This is a genomic window from Bacteroides sp. AF25-38AC (assembly GCF_003602995.1).
GTDB classification, from domain to species: Bacteria; Bacteroidota; Bacteroidia; order Bacteroidales; family Bacteroidaceae; genus Bacteroides; species Bacteroides uniformis.
In genome coordinates this window covers 506-19,376 of the sequence record NZ_QTMD01000036.1, presented here as the reverse complement: position 1 = coordinate 19,376, position 18,871 = coordinate 506, and the positions used below count along the sequence as shown (strand labels likewise).

The 18,871-nt window shown below is 50.3% G+C and carries 10 protein-coding genes; 9 read left to right on the top strand and 1 reads right to left on the bottom strand.

Features of this window, described 5'->3' with window-relative positions; all coding sequences use genetic code 11:
- Positions 1-405 precede the first annotated feature (405 nt).
- From DWY55_RS18630 to DWY55_RS18590, 9 genes are all read left to right on the top strand, one after another.
- Entirely contained in the window at positions 406-1,659 is a 1,254-nt protein-coding gene (locus tag DWY55_RS18630; RefSeq protein WP_008664136.1) for a DUF2264 domain-containing protein, read from the top strand.
- Positions 1,652-2,983 carry a BNR repeat-containing protein gene (locus DWY55_RS18625; RefSeq protein ID WP_016273056.1) on the top strand — a complete coding sequence of 444 codons (1,332 nt, stop codon included), beginning with the start codon at positions 1,652-1,654 and terminating at the stop codon, positions 2,981-2,983. Before DWY55_RS18630 ends, DWY55_RS18625 begins: the two co-directional genes overlap by 8 nt.
- 17 nt (positions 2,984-3,000) lie before the next feature.
- The gene (locus DWY55_RS18620) at positions 3,001-4,128 is read left to right on the top strand and encodes a glycoside hydrolase family 88 protein (protein ID WP_005830120.1); all 1,128 of its coding nucleotides are present in this window, start codon (positions 3,001-3,003) and stop codon (positions 4,126-4,128) included.
- 110 nt (positions 4,129-4,238) lie between these two features.
- A complete protein-coding gene (locus DWY55_RS18615) occupies positions 4,239-6,179 on the top strand; it encodes a family 43 glycosylhydrolase (RefSeq protein ID WP_005830122.1) in 1,941 nt (646 codons plus the stop codon).
- A gap of 30 nt (positions 6,180-6,209) precedes the next feature.
- Complete coding sequence (locus tag DWY55_RS18610; RefSeq protein WP_117879047.1) at positions 6,210-8,156, top strand: glycoside hydrolase family 97 protein; 1,947 nt, start codon at positions 6,210-6,212, stop codon at positions 8,154-8,156.
- A 225-nt stretch (positions 8,157-8,381) separates the two neighbouring features.
- Positions 8,382-10,925, top strand: a complete 2,544-nt coding sequence (locus DWY55_RS18605) for an alpha-L-arabinofuranosidase C-terminal domain-containing protein (protein ID WP_120178239.1) — start codon at positions 8,382-8,384, stop codon at positions 10,923-10,925.
- Positions 10,926-10,982: 57 nt separating this feature from the next.
- Entirely contained in the window at positions 10,983-12,974 is a 1,992-nt protein-coding gene (locus DWY55_RS18600) for a glycoside hydrolase family 127 protein (protein ID WP_165859523.1), read from the top strand.
- A gap of 54 nt (positions 12,975-13,028) precedes the next feature.
- On the top strand, positions 13,029-14,978 hold the full coding sequence (locus tag DWY55_RS18595) for an alpha-L-arabinofuranosidase C-terminal domain-containing protein (protein WP_005830131.1): 1,950 nt from the start codon (positions 13,029-13,031) through the stop codon (positions 14,976-14,978).
- A gap of 177 nt (positions 14,979-15,155) precedes the next feature.
- Positions 15,156-18,251, top strand: a complete 3,096-nt coding sequence (locus DWY55_RS18590; protein WP_061411260.1) for a glycoside hydrolase family 2 TIM barrel-domain containing protein — start codon at positions 15,156-15,158, stop codon at positions 18,249-18,251.
- Positions 18,252-18,376: 125 nt separating this feature from the next.
- Here the strand turns inward: DWY55_RS18590 and DWY55_RS18585 are convergent.
- A partial coding sequence (locus DWY55_RS18585) for a DNA-3-methyladenine glycosylase I (RefSeq protein ID WP_133303492.1) occupies positions 18,377-18,871 on the bottom strand: 495 nt, incomplete at its 5' end.

Sequence of the window (18,871 nt, the reverse complement as noted above, 5' to 3'; positions counted from 1 at the left end):
TGGATATTCTCAGTTTTGTCTGTAATCCGGAAAAATAGAACATTTTTTGAGTCGTATGGAAATTCATTATTCCGAATAAACTCCTTTCCTTTGTTATCAGAAAAAGGAATGGGTGTCTATTAAAATAATGAGTAATATGTTTGAAGGACTTGACTTTTGGTTTGAACAGATTATAGCTTATTGCATTGCCCTCGTACTGGTGCAGTTCATGAAGAAACAAATATAGCGGCAAATACTTTATTCACTTCCGTCGTAGCACGGCTTAATCTTAGGCTTTTTCTTGTGATTTCTGAGCTTTTGGGGTACTAATGACCGATATTTACCCCTTTTTGAAACAATAGTGCCCCCGAAATTACCGGGAATGGGGTAATTTTGCAGTATTGAAAAACAAACTTAAATAATATCATGAGAAAAAGTAACTACTTATGGCTGCTGCTGGTGGCAGTTTTATTGCTGCCCGCTCAGGAAATGGCTGCCAAGAAGAAAAAAGAGAAGGAAGTGACAGACCGCGAACTTTGGGCCGGGGTGTTGTATCAAATGGCTGCTCCGGTACTGAGCAATATGAGTGAAGGGAAGCTCCAGGAAAATATGCAGGTGGAGCTTAGCCCCACTTGGGATGGACGCGACAAACGGGTGACCTATATGGAATGTTTCGGACGTCTGATGGCGGGGTTGGCACCCTGGCTCTCTTTGCCGGACGATGACACTGCCGAAGGCAAGCAGCGCAGGCAGCTCCGCGAGTGGGCATTGAAAAGTTATGCGCAGGCGGTAGACCCGGAAAGTCAGGATTACCTACTTTGGCGGAAAGAGGGACAGCCGCTGGTCGATGCCGCTTATGTTGCTGAAAGCTTCCTGCGAGGATACGATGCTTTGTGGGTGCCTCTGGATAGTTTGACTAAACGGCGTTACATTGAAGAGTTCACCCAGTTGCGCCGTGTGGACCCTCCTTATACCAACTGGCTGCTGTTCTCGTCTACGGTAGAATGTTTCCTGCGCAAGGCTGGTGCCAAGAGTGATGCTTACCGTATTGTCTCCGCTCTGCGCAAGGTGGAAGAGTGGTATGTAGGTGACGGCTTCTATAGCGACGGACCGGGATTTGCCTTTGACTATTACAACAGCTTCGTACTCCATCCCATGTATGTGGAGTGTCTGGAAGTCTTTACGAACAGTGGAAAAAATAAGATATGGAATGCGCCGGATTGCAATTTCCAGCGTGCCCAGAAGCGCATGCAGCGTTTCGGCATGATTCTGGAACGTTTCATCTCTCCCGAGGGGGCCTTCCCCGTATTCGGGCGTTCCATTACCTACCGCACCGGTACCCTCCAACCATTGGCTTTGTTGGCATGGCGTGGATGGTTGCCCAAGGAATTGTCGAACGGACAGGTACGTGTTGCCATGACAGCTGTCATCAACCGTATGTTCGGTGACAACCGGAACTTCAACGAGAAAGGTTTTCTGACATTGGGATTCAATGGTTCCCAGCCTCATATCTCCGACTGGTATACTAACAACGGCAGCCTTTACATGGCTTCCCTGGCATTCTTGCCCCTGGGCTTGCCCGCCGACCATCCGTTCTGGACAGATGCTCCGCAGGCATGGACCTCGAAAAAGGCGTGGGGTGGTGAAGAATTCCCCAAAGACCATGCCTATTATGAGTAAGACTGATTCATTTTTTATAGTATTTATATTAATTGTTTGGGGGATTGGTGGATTTCCGGTGGCACTCTGTGCACAGGGTGCTGCCGGTGTCCTTCCCGAAACGCATCTGGTGGAAGTGGGGAAAGGATACAGCCAGACTTCCGTCAACACTGCCGTATTCCGTAATAATTCGCTGGTGACGCAAGGTGACGAGCAATACATCAGTTACTATGATGCGGAAGGGTTCCTGACTCTTGGAAAACGGAACCTCCATGCCGGACAGTGGACACTGCACCGCACACAGTATAAAGGGAATGTGAAGGATGCCCATAACGTCATCAGCATGATGCTGGATGGTGACGGGTATATTCATGTAGCCTTCGACCATCACGGACAGCCCTTGAACTACTGTCGCAGCATTGCACCCCATTCACTGGAATTGGGTGAGAAGGAGCCCATGACGGGCGTGGATGAAGGCAATGTAACCTATCCGGAGTTTTATCTGCTGTCCGGAGGCGACCTGCTGTTTGCATACCGTTCCGGTTCTTCCGGCCGGGGCAACCTGGTGATGAACCGCTATTCCTTGAAGGAGAAGAAATGGAGCCGTGTGCAGGATGTACTGATTGATGGCGAGAACAAGCGCAATGCTTACTGGCAGCTATATGTAGATGAGCTTGGAACCATCCATCTGTCGTGGGTCTGGCGCGAGACTTGGCATGTGGAAACCAACCATGACCTATGCTACGCCCGTTCCTTTGACAATGGCGTAACATGGTATAAGGCAAATGGCAAGAAATATGATTTGCCCATCCGTCTGGGTAATGCAGAGTATGCCTGCCGCATTCCTCAGAATTCGGAACTGATAAACCAGACCAGCATGAGTGCCGATGCAGGCGGCAATCCGTACATTGCTTCCTATTGGCGCGACCCGGACAGCGACGTCCCGCAATACCGGATTGTCTGGCATGACGGGCAGATGTGGCACAGCCGCCAGGTCTCCGGGCGTACCACTCCGTTTTCCCTGAAAGGTGGAGGCACGAAGATGATTCCGATGGCCCGTCCGCGCATCGTAGTAGATGGCGGGGAGATATTTTATGTATTCAGGGATGAAGAACGGGGGAGCAAAGTCTCTTTGGCGCACGCTACGGATGTGGCAAACAGTAAGTGGAGCATCAGCGATTTGACCGACTTCACTGTCGGTGCCTGGGAACCGTCTCATGACACGGAATTGTGGAAGAGCAGGAAGCGGCTGCATCTATTTGTGCAGCATGCCAAGCAAGGAGACGGAGAGCGGGTTGTGGAGTTTGCACCGCAATCGGTATATGTATTGGAAGTAATAAGATAAAAGAACAGTATTAGTATATGAAAACGACATGCTTATTTTTATTGGGTTTGGCTTTTTGCTGGGGACTGTTCTCATGCACCGCTCAGCAGCCGAAACCGGAAGAAGTGATTGAGATTATCAATCGGGTGAACAACTATTGGCAGGAGACCCATCCGCAACATGGGCGCTCTTTCTGGGACAATGCCGCCTATCATACGGGAAACATGGAGGTGTTCTTCCTGACCGGTAATCCGGAATGCTATGCCTATTCCGAGGCGTGGGCAGAACATAATGAATGGAAAGGCGCGAAGAGTGACAACAAGGAAGAGTGGAAGTACAGCTATGGGGAGAGTGATGATTATGTGCTTTTCGGTGATTATCAGATTTGTTTCCAGACTTATGCGGATTTGTATACCGTGAAGCCGGATTCCGGGAAGATAGCCCGTGCGCGCGAAGTGATGGAATACCAGATGAGTACGGACAAGAACGATTATTGGTGGTGGGCAGACGGACTTTACATGGTAATGCCCGTTATGACAAAGATGTACAAGCTGACCGGCAATCCGTTATATCTGGAGAAACTGCATGAATACTGGACCTATGCCAACAGCATCATGTACGATGCGGAGGAAGGCCTATACTATCGCGACGGCAAATATATTTATCCAAAACATAAAAGTGTGAATGGTAAGAAAGACTTCTGGGCGCGTGGCGACGGTTGGGTGCTGGCTGCCTTGGCAAAGGTACTGAAAGACCTGCCCGAAACAGACCAATACCGCCAGGAGTACATAGACCGCTTCCAGACGATGGCCAAATCCGTGGCTGCCTGCCAGCAGCCGGAAGGCTACTGGACACGCAGTATGCTCGACCCTGAGCATGCTCCCGGTCCTGAAACCAGCGGTACGGCTTTCTTTACCTATGGTCTGTTATGGGGGATGAACAACGGCTTGCTGGACAAGGCTACTTATCAACCCGTAGTGATGAAGGCGTGGAATTATCTGACTACTGTAGCCTTGCAGCCCGATGGCCGCATAGGGTATGTACAGCCGATTGGCGAGAAAGCCATTCCCGGACAAGTGGTTGATGCCAACTCTACTGCTAACTTTGGGGTAGGGGCATTTCTGCTGGCAGCTTGTGAGATGGTGCGTTTTTTGAATGCCGACTGATTGGAGAGATTAAATAAGTGTATATGTTACACAACATATACACTTTCTTTGTATTATAATGTATATAGTGTTAATTTTACACCCGTTAAAAGGTTTAATATAAAAAGATTATGATTGTACGGATGAAAAACACTTTCCGGATGCTTTTGGCGGCAATGTTATTGTCGTTGTTTGCACTTCCGGGATATTCCTGGCAAAAATCCTTTCCCGAAAAAGATTATGTAGCTTATTTGTTCACTTATTTCACTGGGAATAGTGGCGATGAAGAAGCTGTGCGCTATGCTGTAAGCATGGACGGTTATACCTACTGGGCATTGAATGATAATGAACCGGTAATCGACTCGAAAGTCATCAGCTCCACCGGGGGAGTCCGCGACCCGCATATCCTTCGTTGCGAGGATGGCAAGACTTTCTATATGGTAGTGACAGATATGGTTTCAGCCAATGGATGGAGTTCCAACCGTGCCATGGTTTTGCTGAAATCTACCGACTTGGTCAACTGGTCTCACTCCGTTATCAATATACAGAAGCGCTATTCAGGTCAGGAGGATTTGAAGCGTGTATGGGCTCCGCAGACTATCTACGACCCGGAGGTGGGAAAGTACATGGTGTATTGGTCTATGCTGCATGGCGATGGAGCCGATGTCATATATTATGCTTATGCCAATGCGGAGTTTACGGATTTGGAGGGAGAGCCCAAGCCATTGTTTCTGCCGGAGAACGGGAAATCGTGCATCGATGGAGACATTGTCTATAAGGATGGTGTTTTCCACCTTTTCTATAAGACGGAAGGGCATGGAAACGGCATAAAGGTGGCCACCACCCGTTCCCTGACCTCCGGGGCATGGACGGAAGAGCCCGATTACAAGCAACAGACTAAGGAAGCCGTAGAGGGTGCGGGCACTTTCAAACTGATAGGGCAGGATAAGTATATCCTGATGTACGACGTCTATATGAAAGGAAGCTATCAGTTTACGGAAACCACTGACTTGAAGAATTTTAAGGTGATAGACAGCGAGGTGAAGATGAACTTCCATCCCCGTCATGGGACCATTATCCCCATTACCCGCCATGAGCTGTTGCGCATTACCGATGAATGGGGCAAGCCGACAGAACTGGGCGCATTGCCCAACAATCCCGTATTGCCGGGTTTCCATGCCGACCCGGAAATCCTTTATTCCCATCAGACCCAAAAGTATTACATCTATTCTACTACGGACGGACAGCCGGGTTGGGGAGGCTGGTATTTCACCGTATTCTCCTCCACGGATTTGAAGACCTGGCAGGATGAAGGCGTCATGCTGGACTTGAAGTCGGAGCAAGTGCCCTGGGCAGATGGCAATGCTTGGGCGCCTTGCATTGAAGAGAAAAAAGTGGACGGTAAGTATAAATACTTCTTCTATTACAGTGGAAACCCCAAGAATGGCGGCGGCAAGCAGATTGGAGTGGCTACGAGCGATTCTCCGGCCGGCCCTTTCACCGATTTGGGACGCCCTGTCGTTACTGCTTCACCCGTCGGTGGCGGGCAACAGATTGATGTGGATGTGTTTACAGACCCTGTTTCGGGCAAATCCTATCTTTACTGGGGCAACGGCTACATGGCAGGTGCCGAGCTGAACGACGATATGGTGTCCATCAAGGAAAATACCGTTACGGTGATGACGCCGGAGGGAGGCACCTTGCAGGACTATGCTTTCCGCGAAGCAGCCTATGTCTTTTATCGCAACGGGCTCTACTATTTCATGTGGTCGGTAGACGATACCGGTTCGCCCAATTACCATGTGGCATACGGTACGTCCAAGTCGCCGCTCGGTCCTATCGAAGTTGCCAAGCAACCCGTTGTACTGATTCAGAATCCGGAAAAGGAGATTTACGGTCCGGCACACAACGCTGTATTGCAGATTCCCGGTACAGATGAGTGGAGAATCGTTTACCACCGTATCAATAAATGGTACTTGAAAGATGGTCCCGGCGTTCATCGTGAAGTCTGCATAGACCGGATGGAGTTCAATGAAGACGGAACCATCAAGCCGGTGGTGCCTACCCTTTGATTTAATGATGTAACATAATAATTTAATACCATGAAGAATAGATTGAAATTACTGGTTTGGCTGTTTGCCCTCTCAGGTCCGCTGGCAGCACAGAGTGTATCTGTCAATGGTCCGGATGGAAAATTGCAGCTTACGGTATCCTGCCCGTCAGCCAACGGCGAAGTGTCTTACGCCGTCACCTACAATGGAAAGCAAATGCTGGAATCTTCTCCCTTGGGGATGGAGACAAATGTGGGTGATTTCTATAGAGGATTGCAGTTGAAGGAACATAAAGTCACAGCTCTCGATACGGTTTATGAACAATCCCGGATCAAAGCTTCGCGCATCCATTACTGGGCAAACGAATTGCTTTGTTCATTCGTCAACGGTGAGGGGAAGAATGTGCAGATAACTTTCCGCGTCAGCAACAATGACGTGGCTTTCCGTTACACCCTGCCGAGGGAGCAGGGAAAAGGAAGCGTCACGGTGAACAGCGAACGGACCGGCTTCCGCTTCCCGTCGCAGACCACCACTTTCCTTTGTCCGCAGAGCGACGCCATGATAGGGTGGAAGCGTACCAAACCCAGTTACGAAGAAGAATATAAGGCAGATGCCCCGATGAACGAACGTTCGGGTTATGGACATGGATATACATTTCCCTGCTTGTTCAAGGTGGGGGATGACGGCTGGGTACTGCTCAGTGAAACCGGAGTGGACAGCCGTTATTGTGGCTCGCGTTTGAGTGATTGGGATAACGGCGTGTATCGCATTGCTTTCCCCATGCCGGAAGAGAACAACGGCAACGGAACGGTGTCACCTGCCTTTTCCCTGCCGGGCTCCACGCCGTGGCGTACTGTGACGGTGGGGGAAACCTTGAAGCCGATTGTGGAAACCACCGTCCCCTGGGATGTAGTGGAACCACGCTATACCACCACCCATGATTACAAGCCGGGCCGTGGCACATGGAGCTGGATTCTCTGGCAGGACGGCAGCATCAACTACGACGACCAGGTGCGCTATGTTGACTTGGCAGCCGCCATGGGATACGAATATGTATTGATTGACAACTGGTGGGACAACAACATCGGTCGCGACCGCATGGAACAGTTTATCAAGTATGCCCGTAGCAAGGGTGTGGAGGTATTCTTGTGGTATAGCTCCAGTGGTTACTGGAACGATATAGAGCAGAGTCCCGTCAACCGGATGGATAACTCCATTGCCCGCAAGCAAGAGATGCGCTGGTTGCAAAGTCTGGGTGTGAAGGGTATCAAAGTAGACTTCTTCGGCGGTGACAAGCAGGAGACCCTGCGTTTGTACGAGGAGATTCTGAGCGATGCCGACGGCCACGGTCTGATGGTTATCTTCCACGGCTGTACCTTGCCTCGCGGCTGGGAACGGATGTATCCCAATTACGTAGGCAGCGAGGCGGTGCTGGCTTCCGAGAATCTGGTATTTAGCCAGCATTTCTGTGATAACGAGGCGTTCAATGCCACGCTGCACCCTTTCATCCGCAATGCTGTGGGATGCATGGAGTTTGGCGGTGTGTTCCTGAACAAGCGTTTGAACCGCAGCAACGATGGCGGAACTATTCGCCGCACCACGGACATCTTTCAGCTGGCAACGGCAGTGCTGTTCCAAAATCCTATCCAGAACTTCGCCTTGGCACCTAATAACTTGACGGATGCTCCGCAAATCTGCCTCGACTTTATGAAACAAGTGCCCACTACTTGGGACGAGACCCGTTTCATTGACGGCTATCCGGGGAGATATATTGTTCTTGCCCGTCGTCATGGCAACACGTGGTACATAGCCGCTGTCAATGCAACGGCGGAACCATTGAAACTGAAGCTTGACCTTCCTGTGCTGGCAGGACAAGAGGTGTCTCTGTATAGTGATGACAAGAAGATGCAGCCTCAATTAAAGCTGCAGAAGATAAAGACTGACGGCTCTCTGCAACTCACGGTTCAGCCGCAGGGAGGGGCGGTAATCGTGGAATAAAGAAGGCATGGAGCAACCCTTGTTTTGTAATGATATATCATAACGGATTACTCCTTTTGCAAATCTTTGATTATCAGAGGTTTATAATTGTCCTGATTCAGTCGTATACTGAATGGCATTCACTATACGACTGAACCCTATTCACTATACGACTGAATGGCATTCAGAATACGGCTGATTGTGACTATCGAACTAAATGTGAATGATTAATACCGACTTAATACCATGAATAGATTCTTGAAATTATTGTCCTTGTGTCTGTTCTTGACACTGACCGTTCCTTTGCAGGCTATAACGAATGGAGTGGCGAATGAACCCGATTCAGTCTATCTCTTTTCCTACTCCCATGCCGACGGCAGTGGCGGTCTGAAACTAGCCTGGAGTCCCAATGGCAACCGATGGTTCAGCGTGGCAGAGGGCAGCTCCTTTGTCAACTCGGACTTCGGCCCCTGGGGGCAAATGAAGCGGATGCTGAAACCGCACTTGATGCAGACCCGTGCCGACGACCGTTGGCACTGTATCTGGGAACTGACGGAAAGCGGAAACTCCCTTGCATACGTCGAGTCTCCCGACTTGCTGCAATGGAAAGCGCAGAAATACTTTGACCGTTCTCGCCTTGCCGAATACCGGCCGGCGGAGGTCTATCCTAACGTGCGGAAGGAGGTTCTGCTGAACGGTACCGTACAGCAGGGTTGGATGCAGCGTGTACCGTATGCCACGGTGCAGCGTGTCATCTCCTTTGCAGAGCATAAGAAGTACCGCCAGGCACTCCATGCCGAACGTACCGAGCAAGACCCCGTACGTTTTGCCGGACTGAAACCGGTGGAGGCGACTATCGAAGTGGAGACGGAATGTGCAAAAACCATCAGCAAGCATCTGATAGGTATTTTCTTCGAAGACATCAACTATGCTGCGGATGGAGGACTGTATGCCGAGCTGGTACAGAACCGCGACTTCGAGTATTCGTCTAAGGACGGTTCACACCAAGGTTGGGACGGCACATATGCCTGGGCGGTGAAAGAGGGGAATACTTCGGCTGCCGTTACCATTGCCGCTGCCGACCCCATTCATCCCAATAACCCTCATTATGCCGTATTGGAGGCGCGTCCCGGAGTGACATTGCAGAACGACGGTTTCGACGGCATCAGCTTGAAGAAAGGGGAGAAGTACGATTTCTCTCTCTTCGCCCGCGTGGCACCGGGCAGCAAGGGAGGCAAGGTGGTTGTTTGCCTGCTCGACCAGACGGGCCGTGAGATTGCCCGCTCTTCCGTCAATGTGTCCTCCAAAGAGTGGAAGAAACAGCAGACGGTGCTGACGGCGAATGCCGACGTGCGTGCCGCCGTCCTCTCGCTCCAGCCGCAGACGGTGGGGACACTGCATCTCGATATGATTTCCCTTTTTCCGCAAAATACATTCAAGGGCCATAAGAACGGCTTGCGTGCCGACCTGGCGCAGACGCTTGCCGACCTGCATCCACGCTTCGTCCGCTTCCCCGGCGGCTGCGTGGCTCATGGCGACGGCATTGATAATATCTATGACTGGAAAGGCTCTATCGGACCGCTCGAAGCGCGTAAGCCGTTGCGCAATCTGTGGGGGTATCATCAGACACGCGGACTGGGCTACTTCGAGTACTTCCGCTTCTGCGAAGATATAGGTGCCGAACCTCTGCCGGTATTGGCAGCGGGCGTGCCGTGCCAGAATTCGGGCACACACTCGCACTATGCCGACAACTGTCCGCAGGGGGCCAACAAGGAACTGATGCGCTACGGCCAGCAGGGTGGCATCCCGATGGAAGAGATGCCTGCCTATATCCAGGATGTGCTCGACCTGATAGAGTATGCCAACGGCGATGCACGCCGCACTGTGTGGGGCAGGAAGCGTGCTGAGGCAGGCCATCCCAAGCCTTTCAATCTGAAGTATATCGGCATCGGCAACGAGGATATGATTACCGAAGTGTTTGAGGAGCGCTTTGCCATGATATACAAGGCTGTCAGGGAGAAGCATCCCGAAATTACGGTTGTCGGCACTGTAGGTCCCTTCTACGAAGGCACGGACTATGCGGAGGGCTGGCGCCTTGCCACGGAACTGGGCGTGCCCATGGTGGACGAACACTATTACGTGGATCCGGGCTGGATGATTCACAACCAGGACTACTACGACCGTTATGACCGTACCAAGTCCAAGGTCTATCTGGGCGAATATGCCGCCCACCTGCCCGGACGTTCCAACAACATAGAGACAGCGTTGGCAGAAGCTCTCTATCTGACTTCGGTGGAACGTAATGCCGATGTGGTGGAGATGACCTCGTACGCCCCGTTGCTGGCGAAGGAAGGCCATACGCAGTGGAATCCCGACTTGATTTATTTCAATAACACGGAAGTGAAGCCTACCGTGGGCTACTACACACAGCAGATGTACGGACAGAATGCGGGTACGCAGTACATCACCTCGCACGTCACACTGAATAATGGGCAAGAGGCTGTCCGTAAGCGCGTCGGTGTTTCGGTGGTAAAGGATGAGGCCACGGGTGACCATATTGTAAAGCTGGTGAACCTGCTTCCGGTGGAGGTTTCCTCTACAGTGAAGCTGAAGGGCATCGACTTGCAGAATCCCTCGGCAGTGAAGACGCTCCTGACGGGTGACCCGAAAGACAAGCAGGCACGTTCCGTGACTTCCGCCTTCGTCGACATCGGCGGTACGGAGTTTCCTTATACCTTGCCTGCCTATTCGTTTACGGTGATACGTATCCATGAGAATAAGGGGAAATAAGGATAAATCCGTGTAATTCCGTGCGTGGGAACTTAAGAACTTAAAAACTTAAAAGATATGATACGATTATTGACTTTGGCACTTGTTGCAGCCATGACCGGCAGTGTGTCGGCACAAAAGCAACAGACTTTGCATTCCGGTTATCCCATCGACCCGGTTCCTTTCACTTCAGTGAAGGTGACGGACAGTTTCTGGGGACAACGCTTGAAGGCAAGCCGCGAGGTAACCATCCCGTTGGCTTTCAGTAAGTGTGAGGAAACGGGACGTTATGAAAACTTTGTGAAAGCTACTCATCCCAGTGATGAGTATAAGGTGGGAGGCTTCTCCTTTGACGATACGGATGTCTATAAGACGATTGAAGGTGCAAGTTACTCCTTGCAGACTTACCCGGACAAGAAACTGGAAGAATATATCGACAGCGTATTGGTCATAGTGGCCGCCGCCCAAGAACCGGACGGGTATCTTTACACCGCACGTACCATGAATCCCAAGCATCCGCACGATTGGTCGGGGCCGGACCGCTGGTCGGAGGTGGAGAATTTGAGCCACGAGTTCTATAATCTGGGTCACATGGTGGAAGGGGCTGTGGCTTATTATCAAGCTACAGGCAAGCGGAACTTCCTGGATATAGCTATCCGTTATGCCGACTGCGTATGCAAGAATATCGGTGAAGGCCCCGGACAGAAGCGTGTGATTCCCGGACATCAGATTGCCGAAATGGCATTGGTACGCCTCTATACCGTGACAGGAGATAAGAAATATCTCGACCAGGCCAAGTTCTTCCTCGACGCGCGCGGCACTACGGCACGCAAGGACATCTATTTGCAGTCGCACAAGCCTGTACTGGAGCAGGAAGAGGCAGTGGGACATGCCGTACGTGCCGGTTACATGTATTCCGGTATGGCTGATGTGGCTGCCATTACGGGTGACAGCTCCTACATCAAGGCTATCGACAAGATATGGGAGAATATCGTCGGCAAGAAGATATATATTACCGGCGGTATCGGTGCGCGTCATGCGGGCGAAGCTTTCGGTGATAACTATGAATTGCCGAATCTGACTGCCTACAATGAGACCTGTGCCGCCATCGGCAATGTTTACATGAATTACCGCCTCTTTCTGCTGCATGGCGATTCCAAGTATTTCGACGTGCTGGAACGTACGCTTTACAACGGATTAATCTCCGGCGTTTCATTGGACGGAGGCAAGTTCTTCTATCCCAATCCGTTGTCTTGCGATGGTAAGTATCACTTTAATGCCGACCATACGATTACACGCCAGCCGTGGTTTGGTTGTGCCTGCTGTCCTAGCAACATCAGCCGGTTCATTCCTTCTTTGCCGGGATATGTGTATGCCGTGAAAGACAATCAGGTGTACGTCAACCTTTTCTTGTCCAACCGTGCCGAGCTGAAGTTGAATGAAAAGAAAGTGGTGCTGGAGCAGGAAACCGGATACCCCTGGAACGGAGATATTCGTGTGAAGGTGGCTCAGGGCAACCTGCCGTTTACGATGAATATCCGTATTCCGGGTTGGGTGCGCGGCAGTGTACTTCCGAGTGACCTTTATTCGTATGCCGACGACCTGAAGTTGGGCTATCGTGTATTGGTGAATGGCGAGGAGGTGACCGGTGAACTTCGTAAAGGCTATCTCCGGATAGACCGGAAGTGGAAGAAAGGGGATGTGGTAGAGGTGCATTTCGACATGCAACCCCGTGTGGTGAAAGCCAATGAAAAAGTGGTTGCCGACCGTGGACGGGTGGCCGTTGAGCGTGGTCCTATCGTTTATTGTGCCGAGTGGGCCGATAATGATTTTAATATACAGAATATCATCCTGAACCGTCATCCGAAATTCCAGGTGACGGAGAAGCCCGAACTGCTGTATGGCATCAACGAAATTACCACAGAAGTGCAGGCTCTTGGTTTTGATGCTGCCGGAAAGTTGGCAACCAGAGATGTGACGCTGACCCTGATACCTTATTATGCATGGGCACACCGGGGTGAGGGCAAGATGGATGTATGGTTGCCGGTAAATAGGATTGATGTAGAATAGGTAAGTATGTCGTCATAATTTAGCTTATGCTATCGTTATAAACAGATTAAAACCATGAAAAGACTTTTATTTCTATTGACATTGTTCGTTGTTCTTGGCATGCAGGCGCAACAGCATGTGATGACTGTTGATGTATCAAAACCGACGGCTCGGATAAATCCTGCCATGTATGGAATCTTCTTCGAAGACATTAATTTCGGTGCGGACGGTGGTTTGTATGCCGAACTGGTAAAGAACCGCTCTTTTGAGTTCCCGCAGCCGCTGGTGGGGTGGATACCTTTCGGCGAGGTGACGGTACAGGACGAGCGGCCCTGCTTCGACCGCAATCCGCATTATGTGCGCATTACCAATGACGGCTGTCTTTTGCGTGCCGGACTGGATAATGAAGGTTATCGTGGCATCGGCCTGAAAAAAGGAGAAGATTACCGTTTCTCCGCCTATGTCCGTACGCCGGATACCAAACCAATGAAGCTTTCCGTCGAACTGGTGAATTCCAACGGAGAGAATCTCCTGAAGAAGGAACTGGAAGTGAAAGGCAGTGAATGGCAGAAGCTGACGGCTGTGCTGAAAGCTCCTTTTACCGATGTTCGCTCGCGTCTGCGTGTTGTGTTGCAGACGGAGGGTACGGTAGATATGGACCACATCTCTCTCTTCCCGGTGAACACTTGGAAGAAGCGTGAGAATGGATTGCGTGCCGACTTGGTACAAGCCCTCTATGACCTCAATCCCGGAGTATTCCGTTTTCCCGGCGGTTGTATCATCGAAGGCAACAGCCTTGCCACCCGTTATCAATGGAAGAATTCCGTGGGTCCGGTAGAGAACCGTCCTTTGAACGAAAATCGCTGGAACTATACATTCAAGCATAAAGCTTTCCCGGATTATTTCCAGAGTTACGGACTTGGCTTTTACGAATATTTCCTGCTGAGTGAAGACCTCGGTGCAGAGCCTCTGCCGGTACTGAGCTGCGGGCTGTCCTGCCAATACGAAAGCAACGAAGTGGTTCCCCTTGGAGAACTCGGCCCGTACGTGCAGGATGCCCTCGACCTCATCGAGTTTGCCAACGGTGCTGCAACCTCCAAGTGGGGAAAGGTGCGTGCCGATATGGGACATCCCGAACCGTTCGGTCTGAAAATGATTGCCATCGGCAATGAACAGTGGGGGGAAGTCTATCCCGAGCGTCTGGAAGTGTTCACGAAAGCCATCCGTGCGGAATATCCCGATATGCAGATTGTAGGTTCTTCCGGTCCGAGTGCAGATGGGGACAAGTTCGATTACCTCTGGCCCGAAATGAAACGCATCGGGGTGGATTTGGTGGACGAGCATTATTATATGGCTCCCGACTGGTTCTTTGCCAATGCTGCCCGCTATGATGACTATGACCGTAAAGGACCGAAAGTCTTTGCCGGTGAATATGCATCGCATGACCACCCCACCGGGAAAGCCAATAATTTCTTGGCGGCACTGTCCGAAGCAGCTTTTATGACGGGACTGGAACGTAATGCCGATGTGGTGCGCCTGGCTACCTATGCTCCGTTGTTTGCCCATGTGGATGCCTGGCAGTGGAATCCCGATTTGATTTGGTTCGACAATCTCCGTATGATGCGGACTCCCAACTATTACGTACAGCAGATGTACGGTATGAATGCCGGAACAGATGTGCTGAACCTGCAAATGGACGGAAAACCCGTGACGGGGCAGGACAGCCTTTATGCATCGGCAGTGCTGGATGCTCCTACGGGAGAAGTAATTCTGAAGCTTGTCAATGCGGGCAGCAGATCGGAGAAGGTACAGATAGAGTTCAGCGGATTGAAGAAGCGGCAGCTTGTCTCGGGTTCCTGCACCTATTTGCAAAGTGATGACTGGAAAGCCAAGAATACACTGGAGCAGGAGGCTATTGTTCCACGTATTCGTCCGGTGGAGGTGGCTTCCCGTTCTCTGAGCCTGGAGCTTCAGCCTCGTTCGTTCGGAGTCTATCGTTTGCGGATAAGTACTCAATCAAAATAAATTCCCATTTAGTCACCTATTTAATTATGTGAACTAGTTATGAACACTTATTTAAAGAATTAAATTCAGCCTTTTTTGAACGATTATTCTTCCTTTTAATTATAGGATAGGCGTATCTTTGTGACGGCATACCGGTTCTGCTTGTATGCCGTTGCTAATTTTTATAAACTATTTACCATGAAGAAACATTTCATTACCGGACTGCTTGCGACTTTTGCCATTGCCGCAAGCGCACAGTCCTTCACTGAATGGCAAAACCCTGAAGTGAATGCCGTGAACCGTGCTCCGATGCACACCAACTATTTTGCCTATGAGTCGGCAGATGCTGCGGCTCGTGGAGCAAAAGAACATTCTTCCAATTACATGACTCTGAACGGTATCTGGAAATTCTTCTGGGTGAAGAATGCCGATGCCCGTCCCACGGATTTCTGGAAAGTGGGGTTCAACGACAAGGGATGGAGCGATATGGCCGTTCCCGGTATGTGGGAACTGAACGGTTTCGGCGACCCTATCTACGTGAATACCGGATATGCCTGGCGCAATCAGTTCAAGAACAATCCACCGCAGGTGCCAACGGAGAATAACAATGTAGGTTCCTACCGTCGTGAGATTGTAATACCTGCCGACTGGAAGAGTAAGGACATCATGGCTCATTTCGGTTCCGTGACTTCCAATATGTATTTGTGGGTAAACGGCAAGTACGTAGGTTATAGTGAGGACAGCAAACTGGAGGCTGAATTCAACCTGACACCCTACTTGAAGCCGGGACAAAAGAATCTGATAGCCTTTCAGGTATTCCGCTGGTGTGACGGGACGTATCTGGAAGACCAGGACTTCTTCCGTTATAGCGGTGTAGGGCGCGATTGCTACTTGTATGCCCGTGACAAGAAGCGCATTCAGGACATCCGTGTCACTCCCGATTTGGATACTGCTTATAAGAACGGTTCCCTGAAAGTACAGCTTGATGTGAAGGGTGGCGGCAATATCAGTCTTGAACTGCTGGACGCTGCCGGAAAACAGGTGGCTACAGCTGTCGCCAAAGGTAACGCTACTGCCTTGATAAATGTGGAGAATCCTCATAAGTGGACGGCAGAAACGCCCTACTTGTATACCCTGCGTGCCACTTTGCAAGGCAGCAGTGAAGTGATTCCCGTAAAGGTGGGCTTCCGAAAGATAGAGCTGAAAGGAAGTCAGATACTTGTCAACGGCCAGCCCGTTCTCTTCAAGGGAGCCAACCGCCACGAGATGGATCCGGACGGTGGTTACGTCATTTCTCGCGAACGCATGATTCAGGATATTCAGGTGATGAAGCAGTTCAACCTGAATGCCGTGCGCACCTGCCACTATCCCGACAATAATCTCTGGTACGACCTCTGCGACCAATATGGTATTTACGTAGTGGCCGAAGCCAATATCGAATCCCACGGAATGGGTTATGGGGAAGAGACACTTGCCAAACGTGAGGACTATAGGAAAGCACATATGGAGCGTAACCAGCGCAATGTGCAGCGTAGCTTCAATCATCCCAGCATCATTTTCTGGTCTTTGGGCAACGAAGCCGGCTATGGCGCTAATTTCGAAGCTGCCTACGATTGGATAAAGGCTGAAGACCCGAGCCGTGCCGTACAATATGAACAAGCCGGTAAAACAGGCAAGACAGACATCTATTGCCCGATGTATTATGGCTATGACGGATGTAAGAAATACAGTGAGGATGATTCTATGACAAAGCCCCTGATTCAGTGCGAATATGCTCATGCGATGGGAAACTCGCAAGGAGGTTTTAAAGAATATTGGGATTTGGTGCGTAAATATTCCAAATTCCAAGGTGGCTTTATTTGGGATTTTGTTGATCAGTCTGTACGTTGGACAGGAAAAAACGGTAAGATGATTTATGCCTACGGCGGTGACTTTAACCGTTTTGATGCCAGCGACGGTAACTTCTGCGATAACGGTCTTATCAGCCCCGACCGTGTGCCCAATCCCCACATGTATGAGGTAGGCCGTATCTATCAGGACATCTGGACTACTCCGGCCGACTTGAAGAACGGTGAAATCAATGTGTTCAATGAATACTTCTTCCGTGATCTTTCTGCCTATTATATGGAGTGGGAGGTACTGAAAGGCGGTAAGGTGATACGGACCGGTCGTGTGGATAATCTGAATGTAGCTCCCCAACAGACAGCCAAAATCAAGTTGGACTTGGGCAAGACTTGCCAATGCACCGAGTGGTTGCTGAATGTTTCCTATAAGCTGAAGAACCGTGAAGGATTGCTTTCCGCCGGACATGTAGTGGCAAAAGACCAGTTGACGCTCAATCCTTACCAAGCTCCTTCCATGGAATTGAAGAACTGCGAACAGAGCAATATCGAGATGACGGCTCCCCAAGTACAGGATAACGATTGGAACTACCTCATCGTCTCCGGTGATGCTTTCCGCGTAGAAATCAACAAGCACAACGGTTATCTGACCAAGTACGAAGTGAATGGCCGGGATATGATTAAAGACGGCGAGGCTTTAAAACCAAACTTCTGGCGTGCGCCTGTTGACAACGACTACGGTGCCAATCTGCAACGCAAATATATCGCTTGGAAGAATCCGGAAATCAAACTGACCTCTTTCAAACAGCGCACGGAGAACAATCAGGTGATTGTAGAATCTGCTTACGACATGCCGGGTGTTTCAGCTAAGCTGAACCTTGTTTATGTCATCAACAATGCCGGTGCCGTCAAGGTGACCCAGAAGCTGACTGCCGACAAGAATGCCAAAGTATCGAACATGTTCCGTTTCGGTCTGCAGATGCCTATGCCGCGCAGCTTTGAAACCGTTGAATACTATGGACGCGGTCCGGTTGAAAACTATATTGACCGTAATCATTGCGCCGACTTAGGCATTTATCGCCAAAGTGTGGCCGAGCAGTTCTATCCCTACATCCGTCCGCAGGAAAACGGAACAAAGACCGATATTCGTTGGTGGAAGATGTTGGATCAGTCTGGTAATGGCATCAAGATTGTGGCAGCCGCTCCCTTCTCCGCATCTGCCTTGCACTATACCATCGAGTCTTTAGATGAAGGCTGGAGCAAAGAGCAAGGACACTCGCAAGAGGTGGATGAAGCTGATTTGACTAATCTCTGTATCGACAAGGTGCAAGCTGGTCTGGGTTGCGAAGACAGTTGGGGACGTATAGCCCGTCCGGAATACCTGGTGCCATACGCTGATTATGAGTTTACGTTCATCCTTTTTCCCGTATGCCATAGTATCGGAATAGAATAACATTTCTTCTCAGTGTATTACATACTGAGAAACAGATTTTATAACACTGAAGCGGTCGCCTTTCCGATGGGGGAGGGTGACCGCTTTGTGTTGATGTTTTGCTTGCTTCTGTATATTTCTTTGTTTTATTGTTTCTGATTTCGGCAAATGCAATCCGTCAGATGGTCGTTGATAAACCCCGAAGCTTGCAGATGGGCATAGCAAATGGTAGAGCCGAAGAACTTGAATCCCCGTTTTTTCATGTCTTTGCTCATGGCATCTGATTCGGGAGATGATACCGGAATCTCACTCAATGACTGAAAATGATTGATAATGGGGTTCCGGTCGGGGAAGAAGGATAGCGTATAGTTGTAAAAGCTGCCGAATTCTTTCTGTATGACAAGAAACTGCTTTGCATTGGTGATGGTCGACTTGATTTTCAGACGGTTTTTCACGATGCCGTCAAAGTGCATCAGCCGTTCCACGTCTTCATCGGTCATTTGCGCCACTTGCGCGGTATCGAAATTGCAAAAGGCTTTGCGGTAGCCTTCCCGCTTTTTGAGGATGGTTATCCAGCTTAGTCCGGCCTGGGCACTTTCCAATACAAGAAACTCGAATAGTGTCTTGTCGTCTGTTACCGG